The organism is Allobosea sp. P2_A10, assembly GCF_056405115.1.
On record NZ_JBFUCS010000012.1, the window covers coordinates 1 to 18912 of the forward strand.

Annotated in this window: 17 protein-coding genes; 9 read left to right on the forward strand and 8 right to left on the reverse strand. The window is 55.2% G+C overall.

Going from position 1 to position 18912, the window contains the following annotated elements; genetic code table 11:
- Positions 1–95 (forward strand): ATP-binding protein (locus tag AC1DZY_RS17090; RefSeq protein ID WP_476821523.1); only part of this gene is annotated, 95 nt, incomplete at its 5' end.
- Between the two features lie 194 nt (positions 96–289).
- Here AC1DZY_RS17090 and AC1DZY_RS17095 read toward each other — a convergent pair.
- From AC1DZY_RS17095 to AC1DZY_RS17105, 3 genes are read right to left on the reverse strand one after another with little or no spacing between them, the layout of a single operon-like run.
- Positions 290–1693, reverse strand: coding sequence for a Shedu immune nuclease family protein (locus AC1DZY_RS17095; protein WP_476821338.1), 1404 nt, complete (start codon positions 1691–1693; stop codon positions 290–292).
- A 10-nt stretch (positions 1694–1703) separates the two neighbouring features.
- Positions 1704–2195, reverse strand: coding sequence for a hypothetical protein (locus tag AC1DZY_RS17100; RefSeq protein ID WP_476821339.1), 492 nt, complete (start codon positions 2193–2195; stop codon positions 1704–1706).
- Positions 2183–2578 carry a Rap1a/Tai family immunity protein gene (locus AC1DZY_RS17105; protein ID WP_476821340.1) on the reverse strand — a complete coding sequence of 132 codons (396 nt, stop codon included), beginning with the start codon at positions 2576–2578 and terminating at the stop codon, positions 2183–2185. The genes AC1DZY_RS17100 and AC1DZY_RS17105 overlap by 13 nt, the downstream gene beginning before the upstream one ends.
- Before the next feature lie 186 nt (positions 2579–2764).
- Between AC1DZY_RS17105 and AC1DZY_RS17110 the strand changes: the two genes are divergently transcribed.
- Positions 2765–3820 carry a ComEC/Rec2 family competence protein gene (locus AC1DZY_RS17110; protein WP_476821341.1) on the forward strand — a complete coding sequence of 352 codons (1056 nt, stop codon included), beginning with the start codon at positions 2765–2767 and terminating at the stop codon, positions 3818–3820.
- The gene (locus AC1DZY_RS17115) at positions 3820–4581 is read left to right on the forward strand and encodes a hypothetical protein (RefSeq protein WP_476821342.1); all 762 of its coding nucleotides are present in this window, start codon (positions 3820–3822) and stop codon (positions 4579–4581) included. Before AC1DZY_RS17110 ends, AC1DZY_RS17115 begins: the two co-directional genes overlap by 1 nt.
- 51 nt (positions 4582–4632) lie before the next feature.
- Here the strand turns inward: AC1DZY_RS17115 and cas1 are convergent, their stop codons facing one another.
- A complete protein-coding gene (gene cas1, locus AC1DZY_RS17120; RefSeq protein ID WP_476821343.1) occupies positions 4633–5685 on the reverse strand; it encodes a CRISPR-associated endonuclease Cas1 in 1053 nt (350 codons plus the stop codon).
- Between cas1 and AC1DZY_RS17125 the strand changes: the two genes are divergently transcribed.
- From AC1DZY_RS17125 to AC1DZY_RS17140, 4 genes are all read left to right on the forward strand, one after another.
- The gene (locus AC1DZY_RS17125; protein ID WP_476821344.1) at positions 5684–6382 is read left to right on the forward strand and encodes a hypothetical protein; all 699 of its coding nucleotides are present in this window, start codon (positions 5684–5686) and stop codon (positions 6380–6382) included. The two genes, cas1 and AC1DZY_RS17125, sit on opposite strands and share 2 nt — an antisense overlap.
- 252 nt (positions 6383–6634) lie before the next feature.
- The gene (locus AC1DZY_RS17130; protein WP_476821345.1) at positions 6635–7066 is read left to right on the forward strand and encodes a hypothetical protein; all 432 of its coding nucleotides are present in this window, start codon (positions 6635–6637) and stop codon (positions 7064–7066) included.
- Positions 7067–7077: 11 nt separating this feature from the next.
- On the forward strand, positions 7078–7461 hold the full coding sequence (locus AC1DZY_RS17135; RefSeq protein WP_476821346.1) for a hypothetical protein: 384 nt from the start codon (positions 7078–7080) through the stop codon (positions 7459–7461).
- A complete protein-coding gene (locus tag AC1DZY_RS17140; protein ID WP_476821347.1) occupies positions 7458–10589 on the forward strand; it encodes a DNA polymerase domain-containing protein in 3132 nt (1043 codons plus the stop codon). Before AC1DZY_RS17135 ends, AC1DZY_RS17140 begins: the two co-directional genes overlap by 4 nt.
- A gap of 131 nt (positions 10590–10720) precedes the next feature.
- Here the strand turns inward: AC1DZY_RS17140 and AC1DZY_RS17145 are convergent, their stop codons facing one another.
- Complete coding sequence (locus AC1DZY_RS17145) at positions 10721–11188, reverse strand: hypothetical protein (RefSeq protein WP_476821348.1); 468 nt, start codon at positions 11186–11188, stop codon at positions 10721–10723.
- Between the two features lie 97 nt (positions 11189–11285).
- On the opposite strand from AC1DZY_RS17145, the gene AC1DZY_RS17150 reads away from it, so the two are divergent.
- Entirely contained in the window at positions 11286–11549 is a 264-nt protein-coding gene (locus AC1DZY_RS17150; RefSeq protein ID WP_476821524.1) for a helix-turn-helix domain-containing protein, read from the forward strand.
- Positions 11550–11670: 121 nt separating this feature from the next.
- Here the strand turns inward: AC1DZY_RS17150 and AC1DZY_RS17155 are convergent, their stop codons facing one another.
- Complete coding sequence (locus AC1DZY_RS17155; RefSeq protein ID WP_476821349.1) at positions 11671–12636, reverse strand: phosphatase PAP2 family protein; 966 nt, start codon at positions 12634–12636, stop codon at positions 11671–11673.
- Positions 12637–13144: 508 nt separating this feature from the next.
- Between AC1DZY_RS17155 and AC1DZY_RS17160 the strand changes: the two genes are divergently transcribed.
- The gene (locus AC1DZY_RS17160; protein WP_476821350.1) at positions 13145–14785 is read left to right on the forward strand and encodes a hypothetical protein; all 1641 of its coding nucleotides are present in this window, start codon (positions 13145–13147) and stop codon (positions 14783–14785) included.
- 486 nt (positions 14786–15271) lie between these two features.
- On the opposite strand, the gene AC1DZY_RS17165 is transcribed toward AC1DZY_RS17160, so the two are convergent.
- Positions 15272–16072 carry a hypothetical protein gene (locus AC1DZY_RS17165; protein ID WP_476821351.1) on the reverse strand — a complete coding sequence of 267 codons (801 nt, stop codon included), beginning with the start codon at positions 16070–16072 and terminating at the stop codon, positions 15272–15274.
- 176 nt (positions 16073–16248) lie between these two features.
- A complete protein-coding gene (gene cckA / locus AC1DZY_RS17170) occupies positions 16249–18756 on the reverse strand; it encodes a cell cycle histidine kinase CckA (RefSeq protein ID WP_476821352.1) in 2508 nt (835 codons plus the stop codon).
- Positions 18757–18912: the final 156 nt, after the last annotated feature.

Here is an 18912-nt window from a genome sequence, read left to right on the forward strand (position 1 = left end):
CCAAAATGACGACCGCGATGCTCGATCGGCTGACCCATCACTGCGACATCATCGAGACCGGCAACGAGAGCTGGCGCTTCAAAAACCGAGCCTGACAACGTCATCCTCCGTCGCGCACTGGACGCCGAAATCGCCCCGGCCGAGCAACCCCGACCAGCTCAGCCGGGGCGACATCGGCACGTCCGAGCAGGTCCCAAGGGGGCTGACATTCAACGCGATAAGAGGGCTGAGCTTCAACGCGATTTGACATCTTTTGAAGCCCTCGTGAAAGATTCGGTGATGCTGACGCTCAAACAAGCGAGTTCGCGTCGCCCTCATTCATGTATTCGTGAACTTGCTTGAGTTGATGAAGGATTTCGTCAAATGTAACTATGCGAACCCCGTGCGAATTTTTACGGTAGAGTTGAAAAGATCGCCGGTCCATCTTGTCTGACGGCATCGTTCCTGCCACCAAGATGCAATCGATGTCGAAGTCGTTGACCTCGTTTTCGCCGTGCCAGTCGTTATCGGTTCGCATTTGGTCAAAGCGACGCGCGAGTTCGTACTTTTGATTGAGGACCTGGACAATTGCGCCAGAAAGCTCCTTGTGTGGCCCCTTTGCGCTGTCTCGGTATGGTTTCAGCAGTGGCGTCTGAGGCTTTTTGATCTCGATGAGAGCAGCATTGTTGTTCAACGCGTTCTTGAATAAGAAGTCGGCGATATTCTCGCCCTTACCATCAATCCTTTTGCCGCCGACAAATGATTGCCCGTTCACGAATGTGATTGGATGGCCGAAGGCGAATGTTAGCAGGAACGGGTCGTTCTCGAAGAATTTCTGCCATTCCAGTTCGCTGCGAGCTTGAGCCATCATCTGCTCGAAGCGCTCGATCGCCACCTCCAGCCGGTTCTTCTGGATGGTTGAGACCAATTCCTCGGTGACCTTGGAATTCAATCTAGCGAGCTTCTCAGCGGATCGTGCCAAAGTCGAGACGAGTTCTTCTTGAATCGTCTCGTCCGCGAAGTCCTCATCGCTAAGAAAGCGTGTGAGCAAGTGCCGGATTTTCGCTTTGCCGAGTTTGAATTCTCTCGGTTTTAGGCCCTCATATTCTGCCAGGAGATTGTACGTAACGGTATCTTTGACTTGTGCTTCCGCAGCCTTTGCACGAGAATCGATGCGATTGATTTGAGTTACGATGTCCTGGTAAAGGCTCATAGGGATATGATACTCCCAATAATGCGGGAGATTGTTCCCAATATAGATCACTTTCTTCTGAGTTATGCTGTTTAGAGCCGAAACGATAAAACGGTAGCTCTGCTTAAATCCGAGGCCAAAATTCGCGTCTTTGACCATGCCACTTGGAAGTGACTCAAGCGCACTGAAAACGTCATCGCTGGTAACAATAGGTAGGCCGGTTGAGTGAAAATACAGACTTAGGTCTAGCGAAATTGCTTGGATATTCTTGTACTTTGGGTCGCAGATGCCCCCGATGCCAGGAAGTGTCTCGTGCGGCCGAATAAAAAAGCGCTTGTTTAGAAAGTCGATGCCCATCATTGGAATGGGCGCGACCAATGTGGTCGAAGGATCATACCCAGCCGCAGCGATCCGACCTTCGGAAGGCGTCACGTAAACGTCCCATGAGTTGGCACTCGGGTTTGGAACGATCTCGATGTTCGGGAGACCGATATCGGACTGGCCTGGAATTGCGCGAGCCATTTGCGTCCCCCTAGCCGTCGATGTCTATGCCGTGAATCTCGCGGACGCCCCAAGAGACCGCAGCGCGTTCTTGTTGTGTGACCGCGCTATCCAGCGTGGTCCACACCGTGATGCTCATGCCCGGCTCAAACCATTGTTTTTCGGCATGCCCATTTATGGATCGGCCGCCAGCAGTCACAACGACGTCCAGTCGGGTGATGATGGTCTTGTTGTTCTTATTCAGCCCATTGACCTCGAACAACGTGCATGGCTCAACGCCGCACCAACTGAATTTTCCGGTCGCGTCAATATCCACCTTTTTGGTCGTGCTGTACTTGGCCGCGCATACCTGCTTGGCGATGCCCTTCTGGACTAACCCGTCTTTCGAGGTGCTTTCAACGCACCTCGTGAACTTCTTGAAATCGGAGGCGAAGAGGTCTTCGGGGTTGCACCCACCTACGATGAAACTCAGAAGGGCTGCGCAGCCAAGATAAACGGGTCGCATCAATTTCATTTCCCACACGGGAACGCTTCCATGAATGCTTGGGTGACAGAGGCTGCAGCCGGTTGGTGAAGCTTCGCCGGATTGCGATTACCCCAGGCCACGTACACCTTGATCAGTTGGGTGAGGGTGGCTTGCGGGGGAACGCACGACATCAAGATGCTCTTGCCCTCAACGAACATGCCGGAAGCTTGCTGCATGGCTGACACGAAGCCCCAGCAGTAGATCGTCTCGAAGTCTCGCTCGAACTCGACGCTGTCACCCGTCAATTTGACCGAACGGTCGAGACGTTCACAACCATTGTGAAGCTGACCCGCTGTCCGGTTCGCCTTCGCGGCGGGGGACGCAAGCACGACAGCAAAGCTCGTTGCAACCGCGAGGTGGTAGACGGATTTTGGCGTCATCGGCGTCCGTGATCTCGCGAAAGTTGCGTCACCGTATCGTCTGCTCTTGGCGTAGCAAGCCCCGGCATCTTCATCCGCCGATGAATCCTGGGTGCAACCACAAGGCAGCCTCCCGTTTTAGTTGCGGTGAAGCGGGACAGGCGTGATGATTCGAGGTCGGACGGCGCGGCGACTCAAAGAGGAAACATGCCTATTTCAGTGGACTTCCTTCCGGTCGGTGACAGCAATGGCGATGCCATTGTCGTCAAGTACGGAGACGAGAACGGCTTCTACCTCCATGTCGTCGATGGCGGCTACACGGACATCGGCTTGGAGATGATCAGGCACATAGAGACTAGCTACGGCAAAAACGTAGTTATCGCCGATATGGTTTTGTCTCATGCGGATAACGATCACGCGAAGGGTCTCATTTCGGTTTTCCAGCGGTTCAATGTCTCCAGATTGTGGATGAACAGACCCTGGCTCTACGCTCAGGAAGTAATCCACCATTTCCATGGTGCGTGGACCATCGACGGGTGGATCAAGTACGTCCGGGGCAATCACGAATACCTTGTCGAACTTGAAGCTCTCGCCCGTGAGCGAGGCATGGAGCCACGGGAAGTTTTTCAAGGGGAGTGGATCGGGCCGTTCCTGGTACTTGCGCCTTCGCGGGCAAGATACGTCGCCTTGATCCCTGATCTCGATAAAACACCTCCTCCGTACAGGAGTGAGGGCGCGCTCGGTTCGCTTCTTGGATTGGGCAAGAGCGTGCTCGACAGAATCCAGGAGACGATCGGGGTTGAAACGCTCGATCCCGCCCCCCCGGCAACGTCTGCTTCCAATGAGTCGAGTGTGGTGCAGCTTGGAATGTATGGCGACAAGAAGGTGCTGTTGACAGCAGATGTGGGGCCTGCCGGTCTAATGGAAGCGGCTCAATTCGCACACGCGCACGGGCTCTTGGGCCGCCTGGATTTGATCCAGATTCCTCATCAAGGAAGTCGCCGAAACGTCACCCCCGCAGCCTTGAATGCGTGGCTCGGACAGCCCAACGGAGGTAGCGAGAGGCGAGGGGCGGCACTCGTCATGGTCGGTCGGAATAAAGCGGAACATCCCCGCAAGAAGGTCAAGAACGCGTTCTTGCGTCGGGGTTATGCAGTTTTCGTAGAGCGCAGCGCGACCTACATGTACTGGCCATATTCGGAGGCGCGCGGCGGCGTTCAGAAGGCCCCTGAGGCGTTCTCTGACAATGTCGAGGACGACTGATGGGTAAGGTCTTCGATACGTACACGCTCCGAGCGCGTTACTATCCAGCGCTTCTGGCGATAATGCCATCATTGGTCGCCCTCGCGATCCTGATCTCTTGGAGCAAATTCGGTCTGTCCAATCTTCTCGCCACGTTGGCGATCCCGGTCCTTGTCTTTACCGCAGCCGACACCGCTCGCCGGTTGGGAAAGCGCCTGGAGGCGGAGATGTTCGCGGAACGGACCAACAAGCCATCTGTGGTTATGCTCCGGTTCTCCGACACTGAGTTCGACCGCGAAACGAAGAGGCACTACCATGCATTTGTCGGCGCGAAGATTGGGCGCGAACCGCCCACAGAGAAGGGAGAGCGTGAAGACCCCGAAGGCGCGGATGTCTTCTACGAGCGTTGTGGAGCTTGGTTGCGTGAGAATACACGCAGCGCCACAAAATTCGCGATCCTCTTTTCCGAAAACGTGACCTACGGATTTCGGCGCAATCTTTTAGGTCTCAAGCCGTTCGCGCTTGGCCTGAACCTCGCGTTGATAATCGGAAGCGGGGCCTTGCTTTACTTCGACGGCGTGTGGTCTGAGTTTGACGACCAGAGCCGCCGCCTCGTCATCGTCATCGTGCTCGCAATGGTCCATAGCGCGTTCATGGTTTTCGGCGTGAGCGTCGAGAGTGTGACTGAGGCATCTCACACGTATTCCCGCCAACTCATCCTCTCGATCGAGGCGCTTGCAGGAGCGCCAAAAACGAAGCGCTTGGCGAAGGCCTCCAGTTAGAGGTGAACCGCCCTGAAGCGGACATCCCAGTCGTCAGGAATGGGCCAATCATTACGCGAAAGCGGTCAAAGTCCGCGCCAACTGCGGATTGAGCCGTACGACACCGTCAGATCGAAGCGTGAAATCGGCCGGATGAAACGTATGGATGCGAATGAAATTCATCATCGCGCGGTCGATCTTTGATCGCTCAGGCTCCATGATATCGAAAATGAAAGCCGACGCGCCGTTCCCGCCCTCATGCATGATGCCGATCGTGGGGTCATACCCTTCAGCAACAGCCTTCAGGCGCTGCTGGCTTTCCAAAACGGTGTAGGCGTAATTCAACATCGCGTTCACGGGGTGGGAGGCATTGCGGTTGCCGGCCAATGCAAATTCCGATGTTCTCGCGCCAACTGTCTTCCAGTCGTCCGGAATTGGGTTTCGCGTAAGGCCCCGCCATTTGATAGGGATGTCACGCCACGCGCGGAAGTACGCCACTGCGCTGTTGGCTTCGATGATACGCAAGCCGGCGATGTCGCGCGGCGGCGTTAATTCCAGCGTCGACAAATCCGCATATGCCCGCTCCATCGCGGCGTTCCACCGCGACGAACGCGGGATCGCCTTTTCTAGCGCCAGAATGCAGCCTTCGATTTTGCTCGAGATCAGGTCGATGCACCAAGCCATGCGAGCTGCGTGATCTGCGCGGGTTTCCCGCTGCCACTGTACGCGGTGCGGATTTGCGGCGTAGCCATTGGGGGCAGAGACGGTCGCGATTTCACCTCGCCAGGTAAGCCGGGTGAGGGTGACGTTCTGCTCAGCAAGCCAGTTCAGCACGTCGAATGTGATATTTCCGCTGCCGTCCAACATGATGATCTGCGGTGGGATATCCAGGCTTCCCTGGAAGAAGCGAAATTCCTCGCGCTCTTGCGGATGGTGGGTGAAGCCGTTGCGCACCAGGAGCGAGCCGGATTCTACTTTCAGGGCGACGCCGTGGCCGCACAAGATTAGCGGTTCAGTTCGTCGCTGTGTTTTTGCCGGGCGCTTCGGCGTATGAGAGCGACCGGCCCACAGTTGAGAGCGCCAAGCCCAACGGTCATCATCAGTCTGGACATTGTCGAGCTGCATGGTGATCCTTTTGTTCGGAGCCGGCGACCTCCTTGATTCTATTGATTTATTGAGCGGAAAGCACTTGGAAAATCCTGATCCACGTCATGTTTGGGAGAAAGGCGTTCCGCTGGAAGACGCTTGGCTTGACGTGAAGGATCGAGTCGGGCTCCGCGCCTACCAGCAAATTCAATCCGACGAGGCGCGCGGTGTTTACCGGAAAATGAGATGGCGCGAGATCATGGAGGCTCTCGCCTCCGGAAAGCACCTCGCAGTAGGAATCAAGGTATTGCCCGCCGATAACGCACCTTTAGAAATAATTCCAAATCATCTTTTTAGTTTTGATTCAATAATTAAATGGGAAAGTTCAACTCTTGAGATATCAAATTTAAAATACGTACAGATAAAGATAATGAAGTTCAGAAAAACTCGGAATAATTTACGCTCATCAGTCAAAATTAATGATTCATACAGTTTTGAGATAAAGCGACAAAAAAAATCAGGCCCCATCGCAATGAATAATGTTATCAGAGATTTATATTTACGCATGACCGATGAAGGTCGACTGAAAAATTGCAAAACAATAAAAGCTATTTGGCAAAAAATGTTACCAATACTTTCAAAAAATAATATTAACTGCCCTACGGGACGAGGATTTTCTTATGCATCTGTCGCCAGAGCTCTGCAAGGCTTGCGAGACAGCTCGTCAAAAGGTTGATTCTCAAGTTCTCAAGTTCGCGAGAACCTGAGTCGTGGACTCGATAGACATCCTGCCGATTCCTTTCCTCACCAGCCGCCGACGGTCTGGCGATGGTAGAGGCGTCACATGGCAAGTTCGAGAGACTTTAAACGCGAATACCAGTTGAGGCTGAATAGAGCCCTATTGCGAGGCTTCACACGCTCCCAAGCACGAGGCCACGCCAAAGCAGGGGAAGCCCCCATCCGCGCCCCGCCGACACGAGCGGCGTCGATGGCACGGCTTGAGGCGGCTCTGAAAGAGCTTCGCCGCACTCAAAGCCAGGCCCGCGCTGCCGCAGAGGCAGGCGTCTCAGCCGAGCGCTTTCGCAAGTTCATTCGCGAGAACGCGCTGGCGAAGCGGCAGGGACGAGAATGGGTTTTCACCGACCACCGCCCGCGAGCGATGACGACCTTTACGACCACAGGACAACGCGTCCTGAAAGTTGCCGGCTTTGATCAAACGTCGCTCATCGGAAACCATGATGTGACGGTGAAAAAATTTCTCCGAACGAACGACGCGACGCTGCTTGCGCCGTTCAAAGGCCAGTCGGTCAAAGACACGGCAGGCAGAACGCATTTCCTCGAAACCAGGCCGAATACCATCCATCAGCTTGCAAACAGCGATTTCGAGGCTTTCGAGATGGTTTACCGACTTATTCAGTAAGGAAACATCAGATGATAATCCCAAAAGACAAAGTTGCATTGAAGCGCGCGATCCGTTTGGAACGCGCTCACGAACGACTTGGCTCAAATGATCCGCGCTGCCTTCATTGCGTTGAGGATTTCGCCCATTGCCTTGAAAATCACCATGTCGCCGGCAGGGCGATACACGATGACACTGTCATCGAATGCCGTAACTGCCACCGAAAGCTGACAGAATTGCAAAAAGATCATCCGCCAATGGGACCGATGCCACCACATATACTGGAGATTATCGGGCGCTACCTACTCGGGATCGCGGACTTGTTTCGCTTGCTTATCGTTCGCCTCGACGAATTCGGCCGCAAGCTCATCGAACTTGCGGGCACAGAAACCCCGACCGTGGGAGATCAGGCATGACCATCCTTCATCATCCGACAACACAGGCCGCAACCACCATCTTGCAGCCGAAGGAAATATTCGTTCGCGCCTATGTTCCGCTTAAGGCAGCACCGCGAACGTCGAGGAAGCGCAAGCGCCAAGCAGGGCCGTCGAAATTCACGCTCGTCTTCGATGTGGAAACGACGACCGACCCGTCACAGCGCTTGCGATTTGGCGGATTTCAGTTTCGGGAAGGCGATGCGATTTACACGGCCGGGATGTTTTACGACCCTGCCACACTGTCGCCGGCAGAACTCGTTTTGCTTCAGGCCTTCGCAAAAGAGCGCGGTCTCGAATGCATGACCGTCGCCACCTTCGTCGATGACGTGTTCTACGGCATGGCTTTCGACCTGCGCGCCCGCATCGTCGGTCTGAATCTGCCGTTCGACCTATCGCGCCTTGCGGTGGATCACGATTCAGCGCGGGGACAAAAAATGAAGGGTGGCTATACCTTACGACTGTCGGACAATCCCTGGAAGCCGCGCGTCCAAGTCAAGCATTTGTCCAGGCGCGCAGCTCTTATTCAATTCGCGGCGCAAAAAAAAAAGCGCCCCGATAATCGCCGGGCCCGAAAAACCGACCAGCCGCCCGTACGTCGCGGCGCATTCGTCGATCTTAAAACCATCGCTGCTGCGCTGACGAGCCGGTCATTTTCGCTCGGCTCTCTGGCTAAATTTCTCAAACTCGAGACGCAGAAGGCCGACACCGACGACCACGGCAAAGGTCTGACGCTCGAATATCTTAGCTACGCCATGCAGGATGTGCAGGTGACCTGGGAAGCCTATGTCGAGCTGAAAAAGCGGTTTGACGAGCATGGTCTGGCGCTGTCGGAGGTAAGCCAAATCCTCAGCGAAGCCGGCTTGGGCAAAGCCTATCTCAAGGAAATGGGTATCCAGCCGTGGCGCAAGCTTCAGCCTGATTTTCCCGATGAGATTGTGGGCGCCATTCTCAGCACGTATTTCGGCGGCCGGGCTGAGGTCCACATCCGGCGCGTTCCAACTCGGGTTCTTTATTGCGACTTCCTGTCGATGTACCCGACTGTCTGCACGTTGATGCGTCTTTGGCCATTTGTGATCGCCGGCGCGATGTACCACCGCGATAGCACCACCGACACATCCGACTGGCTTGCCAGCGCGACACCGGCTGATCTGCAAAAGCCGGAGAATTGGCCGCGCCTTGCGACGCTGGTTCAGATCAAACCCAATGGTGATATTCTGCCGGTTCGGGCGCGATACGAGCCACCGACCAGTAAGAGTGTGGCGTCCGGCTCGACCACGATAGGCCTCAATCACCTGAGCTACGACGGGAACCTGTGGTTCACGCTCGCCGACTGTCTCGCGTCGAAATTCCTGATCGGCAAGTTTCCCGAGGTTATTCGCGCCGTAACCTTCGAAGCTGGCCCGCCGCAGCCTGGCTTGAAAGCAGTTCGAATCGCGGGAAAGCACGGTCCCGCGATCGAGCCATATAAAGACGATGCCTATCGCCATCTCATCGACCATCGCTCGCGCATCAAGCGGCGCATGGAAGCGGCGACTGGTGCGGAACGGGAACGATTGGACAGCGAACAATACGCGCTGAAAATTCTGGCCAACTCGACCAGCTACGGCATCTTCATAGAAGTGAATGTCGAAGACCTAGACAAAAAGGAACGGCGCGATTGCCACTTTGGCGGCGACAAGTCATTTCCAATTGGCACGACGGTTTCGGAAAAGCCCGGCAGCTATTTCCACCCGCTGCTCGGCACGCTCATTACCGGCGCGGCGCGGCTGATGCTGGCTTTGACGGAGCGGACGATCGTTGACGCTGGCTTGGATTGGGCATTTTGCGATACCGACAGCATGGCGATCGCAAAGCCAGACGGCATGGGCGAAGCTGAATTCATCGACCGCGCCAGAGGCGTCTGTGATTGGTTCCTGCCGCTCAACCCCTATGAGCAGAAAGGACCGCTGCTTAAAACCGAGGAGGCGAATTTCGCCATCGGAACGCGCGACATTGCCCCGCTTTATTGCCTCGCAATTTCGTCGAAGCGCTACGCCCTGTTCAATTTAGATGCCGACGGCGTGCCCACCATTCGGAAGGCGTCGGCGCATGGGCTCGGGCATCTCCTCGATCCTTACGCAGAGCATGAAGCGCCGTTGGCGATCCCAGCGCCATCGGCGAAACTCTCTGAAATCGGTGTTCGGCGCTGGCAGTACGACCTGTGGTTCAAGATCATTTGCGCTGCCTACACCGACAGGCCAGCCGTGGTGTCGCTCGACTATCATCGTAGCCTGCGCAATCCAGCCGTGTCGCGCTATGCCGCCACGACCCCGGAGCTGCTAAGATGGTTCAAAGGCTATAACGCATCACGACTCTATGGTGAGCAGGTCAAGCCATTCGGCTTCATGTGCGCGCTTCAAGCTGAGCACGCCATGTTGGCTCCCAGAAATCAGACGCGCGCCGGCAGTTCCCCGCTGAGACCGATCGCACCGTATTTCAGCAACACGGCCGATGCGGCAAAACATTGCTTCGACCGTGAGACGGGGACCCCCATCGGCCGCGATCAGCTCAAATCCTATTCCGACGCTCTGCGCACCTACCACCTCAGCCCGGAATCGAAATTCGAAAACGCCGATCGTCTTGATGACGGTGTGACAACGCGGCGGCACGTCCAGGCGGTCCGTGTCCGCTTCATTGGCAAGGAAGCGAACAAATGGGAGGAGCAGCACTATCTTGGATCGGACGACGATCAGAATGTCGAGTACGTCATCAGCCCTGAAATCGAGGCGGTCTTTGCCGACCTGCTCGCCAGAGCATGTGGCAGTGATCGGAAGCTGGCTGAGGCTTCCGGCATTTCCCGGACGACCCTGCGCAAAGCCGGACAGGGTGGAACAATTACGGCACCGACTGTCTCCAAAATAATTGCTGGGATCGGTCGACAAAACTATGAAATGGCCGAGGTCGGCAAATTGCGTGAATTAGCGAAAGCCAAAATTGCCGAAATTGGGCTGACGGAATTCGCAAGGCGACTGAACTGCGACCCGTCGAACCTCTCGAAATCGATTTCCGCGAAGCGGCAAATAGGCATGCAATTAAAAGACAAATTCCGCAATTACTTTAGTCAATGATATCAATGACTTAGATTAGCCAAATCCGCGCCCTTGTTCGCCGGTGCTCATCTTCCTTAAATAATATAATTCGTATGAAGGGTATCCTTGCTTCCCAAATTAATCGAACCTGCTGAACTGCCTTCACGAACTTAGCGAATTGCTCCGCCTAATCGGAGCGGCTGCGAGCCGGCGGGCATCGCGATGCTGCCAGCTGGCTGTTCAACCTCAAGGCGCTCTCGTACGTCATGGCTGTTTGATCGCTTGCAGGCACTCGACCAAAGCTTGTCGACAGGCTCTGTCGCATGACTTGGCTCCTGATTGGGTTGCACATTGCGGATACGAGCTTCGTTCTCAATATAACTGTGACCAGCACGACATGAGACCCAATGAGTTGAGAACTGGGGTTGGCCAAGAATTGTTTTCGGCCGTTTAAAATCATAAAATTGCGTCTCGACGAGTATTTCTGTGACGCCATTTTTCTTGATGGTAGCCCGGACAATATAATTACGAGCGCATTCGCCCATATAGCATGTCGTGCCTGCGAATGTTCTAGAATGCGCAAACTGGGCGCTCGCAATAATTAAACCCGCTGCAATCGCGACCGAAAGTCCGCGCATTTCGCATTTCCCCATCAATCCACCCGCCGTTACAATAAGCGAAATTTGATGGTTATATCCAGTGGTTTAATACCCCTTGAAATGGCCGCTTGCGTCCATGAATGGGCGGGCGCTTGTCGCGTGGAATCTACGTCGAATACGGGTCGAGAGGGGCGTCTCTCAGGAGCGCCTCGCATTCGATGCGCAGCTGGACCGATCGTATGTAGGAAGCTTGGAGCGAGATAATGGCAACCCAACCGTGGATGTCCTCGATAAGCTCGCCAGGGTTCTAAATATTCACGTCTCAGAATTGTTTCGCGAGCCGAGTAAAGGGGCAGTTGTCCCGGAAACGATGAAGCGCGGTCGCAAATCGTCGCGATAAGAAATAGCTTTTCAAGCCGCTCGGCGACTGCGAAGTCGTGTAATTGCGAATATGAATCATATAATAAACGTATAGATCTAATATTAATGCGAAAAATTGCGCTATTAAAAATTCTGAAGCTCTATATGTCGCCATTTATAAAATTATCTAGCGATGCTTTATATGGTGATGCAGAAGAATTAGCAATATGATTTGATAAATGTCGATAAACGATACTGTTATCGATTATTGATGAAATTAGCCATGAAATGTCGGTTTTACTAAAACCTACCATCGGAGCCACTTTTACTGCTGTTATCCAAGATCCTATATTGTCACTGGCGTAATGCACTCCTGCAAAAACACGCCGATCCCCCACATCGACGGTATGTCTTGCTATCAAATTTATCGTGTCAGCTCCGAAACCTTCCTCTAAAGCAACTCTTCGGGCCTCCAGTCCTCCCATGCACGCCTCAAAGCAATGGCCGCTTATCATAGAAGGAGTTACTGCCGACTTTGCGTGTTGATGAGAAAAATCTAAAATCCTGAGAATGTAAGCCGCTTGAAAAGCGCGCGGCCTTTGAAGGTATGTTTTCAGCTCAAGGTCAATATTGCCAGCCTTTTTTCCCATCCGAAATATATATTTGTCTGTAATTTGTCGTGCGCGGCGTTCGCTCAAATTGCCTAGCAGATATTTAAAAAGAGTTGCGTCACCGCTTCGATCAATGAATGCGCCAGATCTTAGATCAGAAACATCCGGTTCATCCTCGATACGAAATAGATCGCTATTTAACAACGGTCCATCGGGGAGTTTAACGGCTTGTTCGAAAACCGGTCTAAGATTCTTAAACAATTCAAAATCGCAATAAGTCAATTCTTCCATAATATTAGTAGAGTTTCCGCTCCATAGCCCCGAATTTTGGTCGTATGTCGGCCAAAGTATATCGGCGATAAGTGCCAATAAATCAGTTCGCCATTTAAGCCAATATTTTGCTTCGCCCTGCCAATCTTCGGGAGGGGACCCTTCTCCCTGAATCAGAGAAGCCCATTCTTTGACCATAAGTCCGTATGGCGACAATTGGGCACCAACTCTAAATTCTCGTTCCATGTCTATATCCTCTGAGCGGCTGCCGATCATAAGATCGGCAGCCGCAGTGAATTGCTAGTCAAACGTTCACGTGGACGCAGATCGGGCCGATCGGCGTCTCATAACATAGCTGAATACAACCCGTCGGCTCAACGGGAGATACATGAAAAACTCCATTCACAGTGGCCGATGAGACGGATTTTTCGCCAATAGATTCCGCAGATTCGCTAAGCATATGGTAGATTATTGCTCGACCCCAAGAATCCGGCGTATGAATTTGGCTCATATGATCCTTAATATATTTCTTATTCATTGTCGGTGCCATGTCGATAATCTCCCGTCGTGCAAACGTAGCCGGAATGACTACAATATTACTGATAAACAAAACACCGGGGCTTGAGTGCAAAAAGGGTGTGAAAAGTTTGTGAATTTCGTAAATTGCACGCGGGCGGGAATGCGATTCATGTCATCTACGAAGACCAAGAGATCGTCGTTCCCCAGATTGAATCCGGCGGCACAAAGCCTACGAATGCAGATCTTTGGACCATTTGCGCTTCAGTCGGAAGATGGGCAGCAGATTCGCTTTTCTACGAAGAAGTCCGCCGCTCTGGTAGCTTATCTCGCGATGTGCGGCGAAAAAAGGGTGCTTCGTAAACGTGCCGAAGCGCTGCTTTGGAGCAACAGGTTTCAAGAGCAGTCAAACGCCAGTCTACGTCAAAGTCTTTCTGATATCAGACGATCATTCGCAAGCGCCGGTCTGGAAATTTTGATTGCTGACCGTAATTTTATTGGATTAGATCTAGATAAGATTGTTTTGTGTGTCTCTTTACAAAATAGTGATATAGATTTGTCATTGGATAAATTCCAATTATTATTGGAGGATATGAGAGGAATATCGATTCCATTTGATGGATGGATTGAAAGTTTATTATCTACTGGGCAGGTCGAATTTAGAAAAAATTGGCTGAAAAATATTAATATTTCAACAGAACGCGATGAAAATAGCTCTGTTATAATAAAGAAATTTACTCATGTTGGATCTGGATCGGCATTAGAGGGCCTTTCTCAAGAATTGACCTTTCAGATTGCGTCAGCTCTATCGCGCCACAGATGGCTTACCGTCGCAGTTAGCGGAAATGGCCAGTTGGAGCGTGCGGCGTATTATATAAATGGCTCACTGATCGAGGGGGCAGGCGGATATTTACTAACTATTTCATTGGTTTCCGATGCTAAGACCGTTATCAACGCTCCATTTATTATTTGGAACCATTCAGAGGAAATCTCATTCGACTTAGACTATAGCCAGATTTACAAGTGCGCTGGACGAATTGCGGCGGCCGTTGATCCCGAAATCGTTTACGCTGAATCGAAAGCAATTGCTCTCTTGCCGGACAGCGCCCTGACGGCCCGTGGAAAACTGATGCGAGCCGTGGTTGCGATCTACGACTTCGATCGCGACGCATGGAGGGAAAGCGAGCAGCTACTACTTGATTGCGTACGAATGAGGCCCGACAGCGCTCGCGTAAATGCCTATCTGGCGCTTTCTTTGCTGACAGGGGTAGCGCAGGGCTGGGCTCCTAATGTCGCCAAGTCTCTTGCTGAATCAAGTCAGTTTGCCAAACGTGCTCAATCTCTTGATCCGCATGATTCGATAGCTCTATCTGTTCGTGCCCATCTGTTGTCATTCGTCGAACATAGGTTCGAAGAGGCCGATTCGCTTTTTGTTAAAGCATTAGCAAAAAATCCAAACTGCGGTATAAGTCAAATGTATCACTCAATCACGCTTAGCTATATGGAGCGGTGTGAAGAATCAAAGATATCTATATCAAGGGCAAAAGATTGCTTAATATATGATCCATATTGGTCTATAATTAATGCATGCGAAGCAATACGTCTATTTTTCTCAAAGCAATACGAAGAATCAATAGTCGAATGTAATAACGTGTTGGTATTAAGGCCATCTTTTACAAATATCAGGAAGCTGTTGGTAAAATCATACTGTATAATTGGAGCTTATGATTTAGCTATATCAGAAACAAAAATTATTCATCAATTGGAAAATTGTTATAGTTGGCATAAACATTTGTCCGTATATCCATTTTTCAATCCTAAAACTAAGGAATCAGTGATGAAGGCGTGTTTTAACGCCGGTCTGTTACACAAGCCATGAACCATGGCCACCATTGAACAGAAATCAGAAAACTTGTTTATCGTTTTTCTCGTCGTGGCTCCACCTTCTCTGGAGTTGGAGCCTCCAACAAACTTGATGCGGTTCACATTGTAGTTGACCTCACGACCCGCTCGATGAGCCTGCCGCCAAGCCCGCAAATAGGTACTGACCTCTGGCCTGCTGCCGGTTTCCGGATGCCGAAATTAGGCACATCATGAAGTTAGCGGCGCAGAGGAACTGTACGACGCCTCTCGGCGAGCCATCCACCGCCCAATATTGGTAGTGACCTCGGGAAAATTCGTCCTGATTCTGTTCTGGTCAGAAGCGGTTCAGCCTGTCGGCTATCGCCATACCCCTTTTTGTTCTCGCGCAATCCTGTGAGCAAATCGGTTCGAAAGGCCGGGTCTAACGTCGCAATCATGCCGGGAGCCACATCCCTGCGGTCTCGCGCGGTGCTTTGCGGGGGCGCGCTTCCCGGCGCCTCCGTCAGATCGGCTCCATGGCGACGTCCGCGCCATATCTTGGCACCGTGATCCGGATTTCGCGATCGGCTCCGTCATGTTGCGGCTGCATCGTCGCGCCGAGGCTCTGATAGATCACGACGCTGTCGAAATCGTTGCCGAAGGGCGAACTGCCGGTTTCTTCAGGTGAGAACCTGTTCTTCTCGGCGGAATGGCGTGCGAAGGCGCCGGAATCGTCGAATGAGGCGAAATAGACCGGGTTATAGTAGATGACGAAGAGCTTGAGTTCGGGCCTGGCGGCGATCGCGCGCGCGAGATGGGCGACAAGCTGGTCGATCAGTTCCAGCCCGAACGAATTGTACAAAAACAGGATTGCCAGGCCCGCTTCCGGCAAAGCGGGCGCGGCGGCGTTGCCGTGGACGATGTCGATCGCGGTTCGCTCCGGAAATTTCCGGGCGATGACGGCCGCATTCGCGCGGGCCTGGACGCAGATCGGTTCGGAAGCCTCGATGCCGACGACTCGCCGGAACGGATATTCGCTCGCGACGGCAAGCGCGCGGCCCTTGCCGCAGCCGAGATCGATGAAGGTCGCCTGCGAAAGGTCGTCGATCCTGGCCAGCGCGCGCCGGATCAGGCTCGGTTGCGAGCCGACATAGCCGATGTTCTCACGGTCGACGAGATCGTCGCCGGTCGACATCTGTGCGGCTTTCACGCGCGAAGAGGTTTCGATGCCGTATTGGGCGTCGATCGGATGTGTCGGAAACTCCGGCTTGGGCAGTCGGGCTCGGATTTTCCTGACGATCTTCGCAAATGCCGATGGCCACATCGTTCCGTTCCTGCTTTTGGGCCGCAGCTCTGCGCGCCGTCCGCGATATGCGGATCAGGCAGGCATCGGGCACGCCGTCGCGTCGATTGCAAGACGCCGCGCGGCCGCCAAACCTCGCCTGCACATTTCGAGCCGATCGCCGCGCAACGGGCAAAATGCCGGACCTGACGCGGGCCTCAGCCCATCGCGGCTTTCACCGTCTCGACGAGCTGCTTCATCGTGAACGGCTTGGGCAGGAACTGGAATTCCTCCCCCTCCGGCAGGTTCTTGCGGAAGGCCTCCTCGGCATAGCCGGAGACGAACACGACCTTGGTGTCGGGGTTGCGCTGGCGCAGTTCGCCCAAGAGCGTCGGGCCGTCCATTTCGGGCATCACCACGTCGGAAACGACGAGGTCGATCTTGCCGTCATGCATCAGGAATATCTCCAGCGCCTCGACGCCAGACGCCGCCTCATGAACCGTGTAACCGCGCGAGATCAGCATGCGGGCGTTGAGCGCGCGCACCGCGTCCTCGTCCTCGACCAGCAGGATGATGCCTGCGCCGGTATGGTCGGCGGCGACCTTCTTCGGCGCTTCCTTCGCGGCGGCCTCGGCCGCGATCTCCTCCTGCGTCGCGACATGGCGCGGCAGGAAGATGCGGAAGGTCGTGCCCTGGCCCATCACCGAATCGCAGAAGACGAAGCCGCCGGTCTGCTTGACGATGCCGTAGACCATGGAGAGGCCCAGGCCGGTGCCCTTGCCGACCTCCTTGGTGGTGAAGAAGGGCTCGAAGATCTTGTCGAGATGCTCGGGCGAGATGCCGGTGCCGGTGTCCTCGACATCGAGCAGGACATAGTCGTCGGCGGGCAAAGCGGCGTGGCCGAAGCCGGGGACCTCGTCGGCTGCGACGTTGCGGGTGCGCACGGTGAGCTTGCCGCCATTGGGCATGGCGTCGCGGGCGTTGACCGCGAGGTTGACGATGACCTGCTCAAGCTGGCCGAGATCGGCCTTGACCGGCCAAAGGTCGCGGCCCTGGCGGACGTCGAGGCCGACCTTGTCGGCGACGACGCGCTTGAGCATCAGCGACAGGTCGGAGAGCACGTCGCCGAGTTCCAGAACCTGCGGGCGCAGGGTCTGGCGGCGCGAGAACGCGAGCAGTTGCCTGACCAGGGCTGCCGCCCGGTAGGCATTCTGCTTGATCTGCATGATGTCGGGGAAGGACGGGTCGGTCGGTCGGTGGCTCGCCAGCAGGAATTCCGACGCGTTGATGATGACCTGCAGCACGTTGTTGAAATCATGCGCGATGCCGCCGGCAAGCTGGCCGACGGCCTGCATCTTGCCGGCCTGGTCCATATTGTCCTTGAGCTTGCGCTCGTCGGTCGTTTCCAGCGCGTAGACGATGGCGCGCTCGCCGTCGCCATCCTCGGCGGCGGCCACGGGAGAGAGGTAGAGCCTGGCCGAACGGCCGTCCTCGCCGGCTAGCGTGACATCGAGCGGGGCGATGTCGGCGCGGCCGTCCATCGCCTCGACGAGGCCGCGCTCCAGCCCGTTGGCGCCCGGGGCGACCAGATTCTGGATCGCTGCGGGCTGCGGCCCGGTCTGGGTCAGGCGGGTGAAGGCCGCGTTCGAGCGCAGGATCGCGCCGGTCTTGTCGACGGTCGCGATCGCCATCGGCGTCGAATGGAAAAAGCGCGCGAAGCGGACCTCGGCGTCGCTGCGCTGGTCGGCCCCGGCCTCGCCGGAGGTGCGGTTGAGCACCAAGGTGCGCGAGGGGCCGGCGCGGCCGTCGCTGCCGAAGGCGACCTGATGATGGAGCCTGACCGGCAAGGTCGCGCCGTTGCGGCGCTTCAGGTCGACATCGAGCACTTCGACACGGACATCGCCGGGCTGACCGTGAATGGCGCGCACGAGCGCGGCCGCATTGGGCGTGGCGATATCGTCGAGATGCAGGCCGCCGGAGCCGAAGCGGGCGAGATCGAAATCGAGCCAGCCGGAGAGGGTGGCGTTGAGATAGGAAACCTCGCCATCGGCGTCGATCGAGACGAAGCCCGCAGGCGCGTGGTCGAGATAGTCGATCGCATGCTGGAGTTCCTGGAAGGCGTTCTCCTGGCGCTCGCGTTCGGGCGTCACGTCCGAGACGCTCCAGAGCGTGGCGGGCCTGCCGTCGCGGCGCAGGGGCGAGACACGGACGCGGTACCAGCCGACGCCGCTGCGGCCCGCCAGCGCCGGTTCGAGCCGGATTTCCTCGGCCAGCCGGCGGTTTTCCCTTGCCGCGGTGGCGAGCCGGTAGATCGCTTCCGAGACATCGGCGCGGCCGGTGAAGAGACGCTCGACCGGACGCACGTCGCTGGCGCCGCGCGCACCGGCCAGCGTCAGATAGGCCTCGTTGGCATAGACGATGCGGTTGTCGCCCTCGGTCACGACCGCGCCGTCATCGGCGCTGTCGACGACGATCTTGGTGATGTCATTGCGGGCGGCGCGGCCGGAGAACTGCACCAGCCCGATGGCGAAGGCGAACAGGCCGAACACGCCGACGACCGAAAGCAGCGCGAGCAGGCCCAGGATCAGCGGCTGCGCCCATTCGTTGGCGATGAAGCCGAGCGCGATCGCCGCGCCCACCAGCAGCCCGGCTACGAGCAGGATCACGCCGATATGTCCGGGCTTGTCGGAGCGATCGATTGCGGTGGTCACTGTCGATCCGCTCATTGCGGTGGGGTCCGTTCCGTTGGCGCAAGCCTGGCGGTCGCAGCGCCCGCATCAGGTGCCTGATCGTCATAGAGCAGGATGCGAAAAAGTGGGAACCGGTTTTTCGCGGAAATCCTGCTCTAACCCTATGTTTTAGAGGCGGATTCAGATTTTGGG

Excerpts from the sequence above, each read along its gene's own strand:
- AC1DZY_RS17095 (WP_476821338.1), bottom strand. The coding sequence starts at position 1,693 with ATGGCTCGCGCAATTCCAGGCCAGTCCGATATCGGTCTCCCGAACATC.
- AC1DZY_RS17105 (WP_476821340.1), bottom strand. The coding sequence starts at position 2,578 with ATGACGCCAAAATCCGTCTACCACCTCGCGGTTGCAACGAGCTTTGCT.
- AC1DZY_RS17110 (WP_476821341.1), top strand. The coding sequence starts at position 2,765 with ATGCCTATTTCAGTGGACTTCCTTCCGGTCGGTGACAGCAATGGCGAT.
- AC1DZY_RS17115 (WP_476821342.1), top strand. The coding sequence starts at position 3,820 with ATGGGTAAGGTCTTCGATACGTACACGCTCCGAGCGCGTTACTATCCA.
- AC1DZY_RS17125 (WP_476821344.1), top strand. The coding sequence starts at position 5,684 with ATGGTGATCCTTTTGTTCGGAGCCGGCGACCTCCTTGATTCTATTGAT.
- cas1 (WP_476821343.1), bottom strand. The coding sequence starts at position 5,685 with ATGCAGCTCGACAATGTCCAGACTGATGATGACCGTTGGGCTTGGCGC.
- AC1DZY_RS17130 (WP_476821345.1), top strand. The coding sequence starts at position 6,635 with ATGGCACGGCTTGAGGCGGCTCTGAAAGAGCTTCGCCGCACTCAAAGC.
- AC1DZY_RS17135 (WP_476821346.1), top strand. The coding sequence starts at position 7,078 with ATGATAATCCCAAAAGACAAAGTTGCATTGAAGCGCGCGATCCGTTTG.
- AC1DZY_RS17140 (WP_476821347.1), top strand. The coding sequence starts at position 7,458 with ATGACCATCCTTCATCATCCGACAACACAGGCCGCAACCACCATCTTG.
- AC1DZY_RS17145 (WP_476821348.1), bottom strand. The coding sequence starts at position 11,188 with ATGCGCGGACTTTCGGTCGCGATTGCAGCGGGTTTAATTATTGCGAGC.
- AC1DZY_RS17150 (WP_476821524.1), top strand. The coding sequence starts at position 11,286 with ATGAATGGGCGGGCGCTTGTCGCGTGGAATCTACGTCGAATACGGGTC.
- AC1DZY_RS17155 (WP_476821349.1), bottom strand. The coding sequence starts at position 12,636 with ATGGAACGAGAATTTAGAGTTGGTGCCCAATTGTCGCCATACGGACTT.
- AC1DZY_RS17160 (WP_476821350.1), top strand. The coding sequence starts at position 13,145 with ATGCAGATCTTTGGACCATTTGCGCTTCAGTCGGAAGATGGGCAGCAG.
- AC1DZY_RS17165 (WP_476821351.1), bottom strand. The coding sequence starts at position 16,072 with ATGTGGCCATCGGCATTTGCGAAGATCGTCAGGAAAATCCGAGCCCGA.
- cckA (WP_476821352.1), bottom strand. The coding sequence starts at position 18,756 with ATGAGCGGATCGACAGTGACCACCGCAATCGATCGCTCCGACAAGCCC.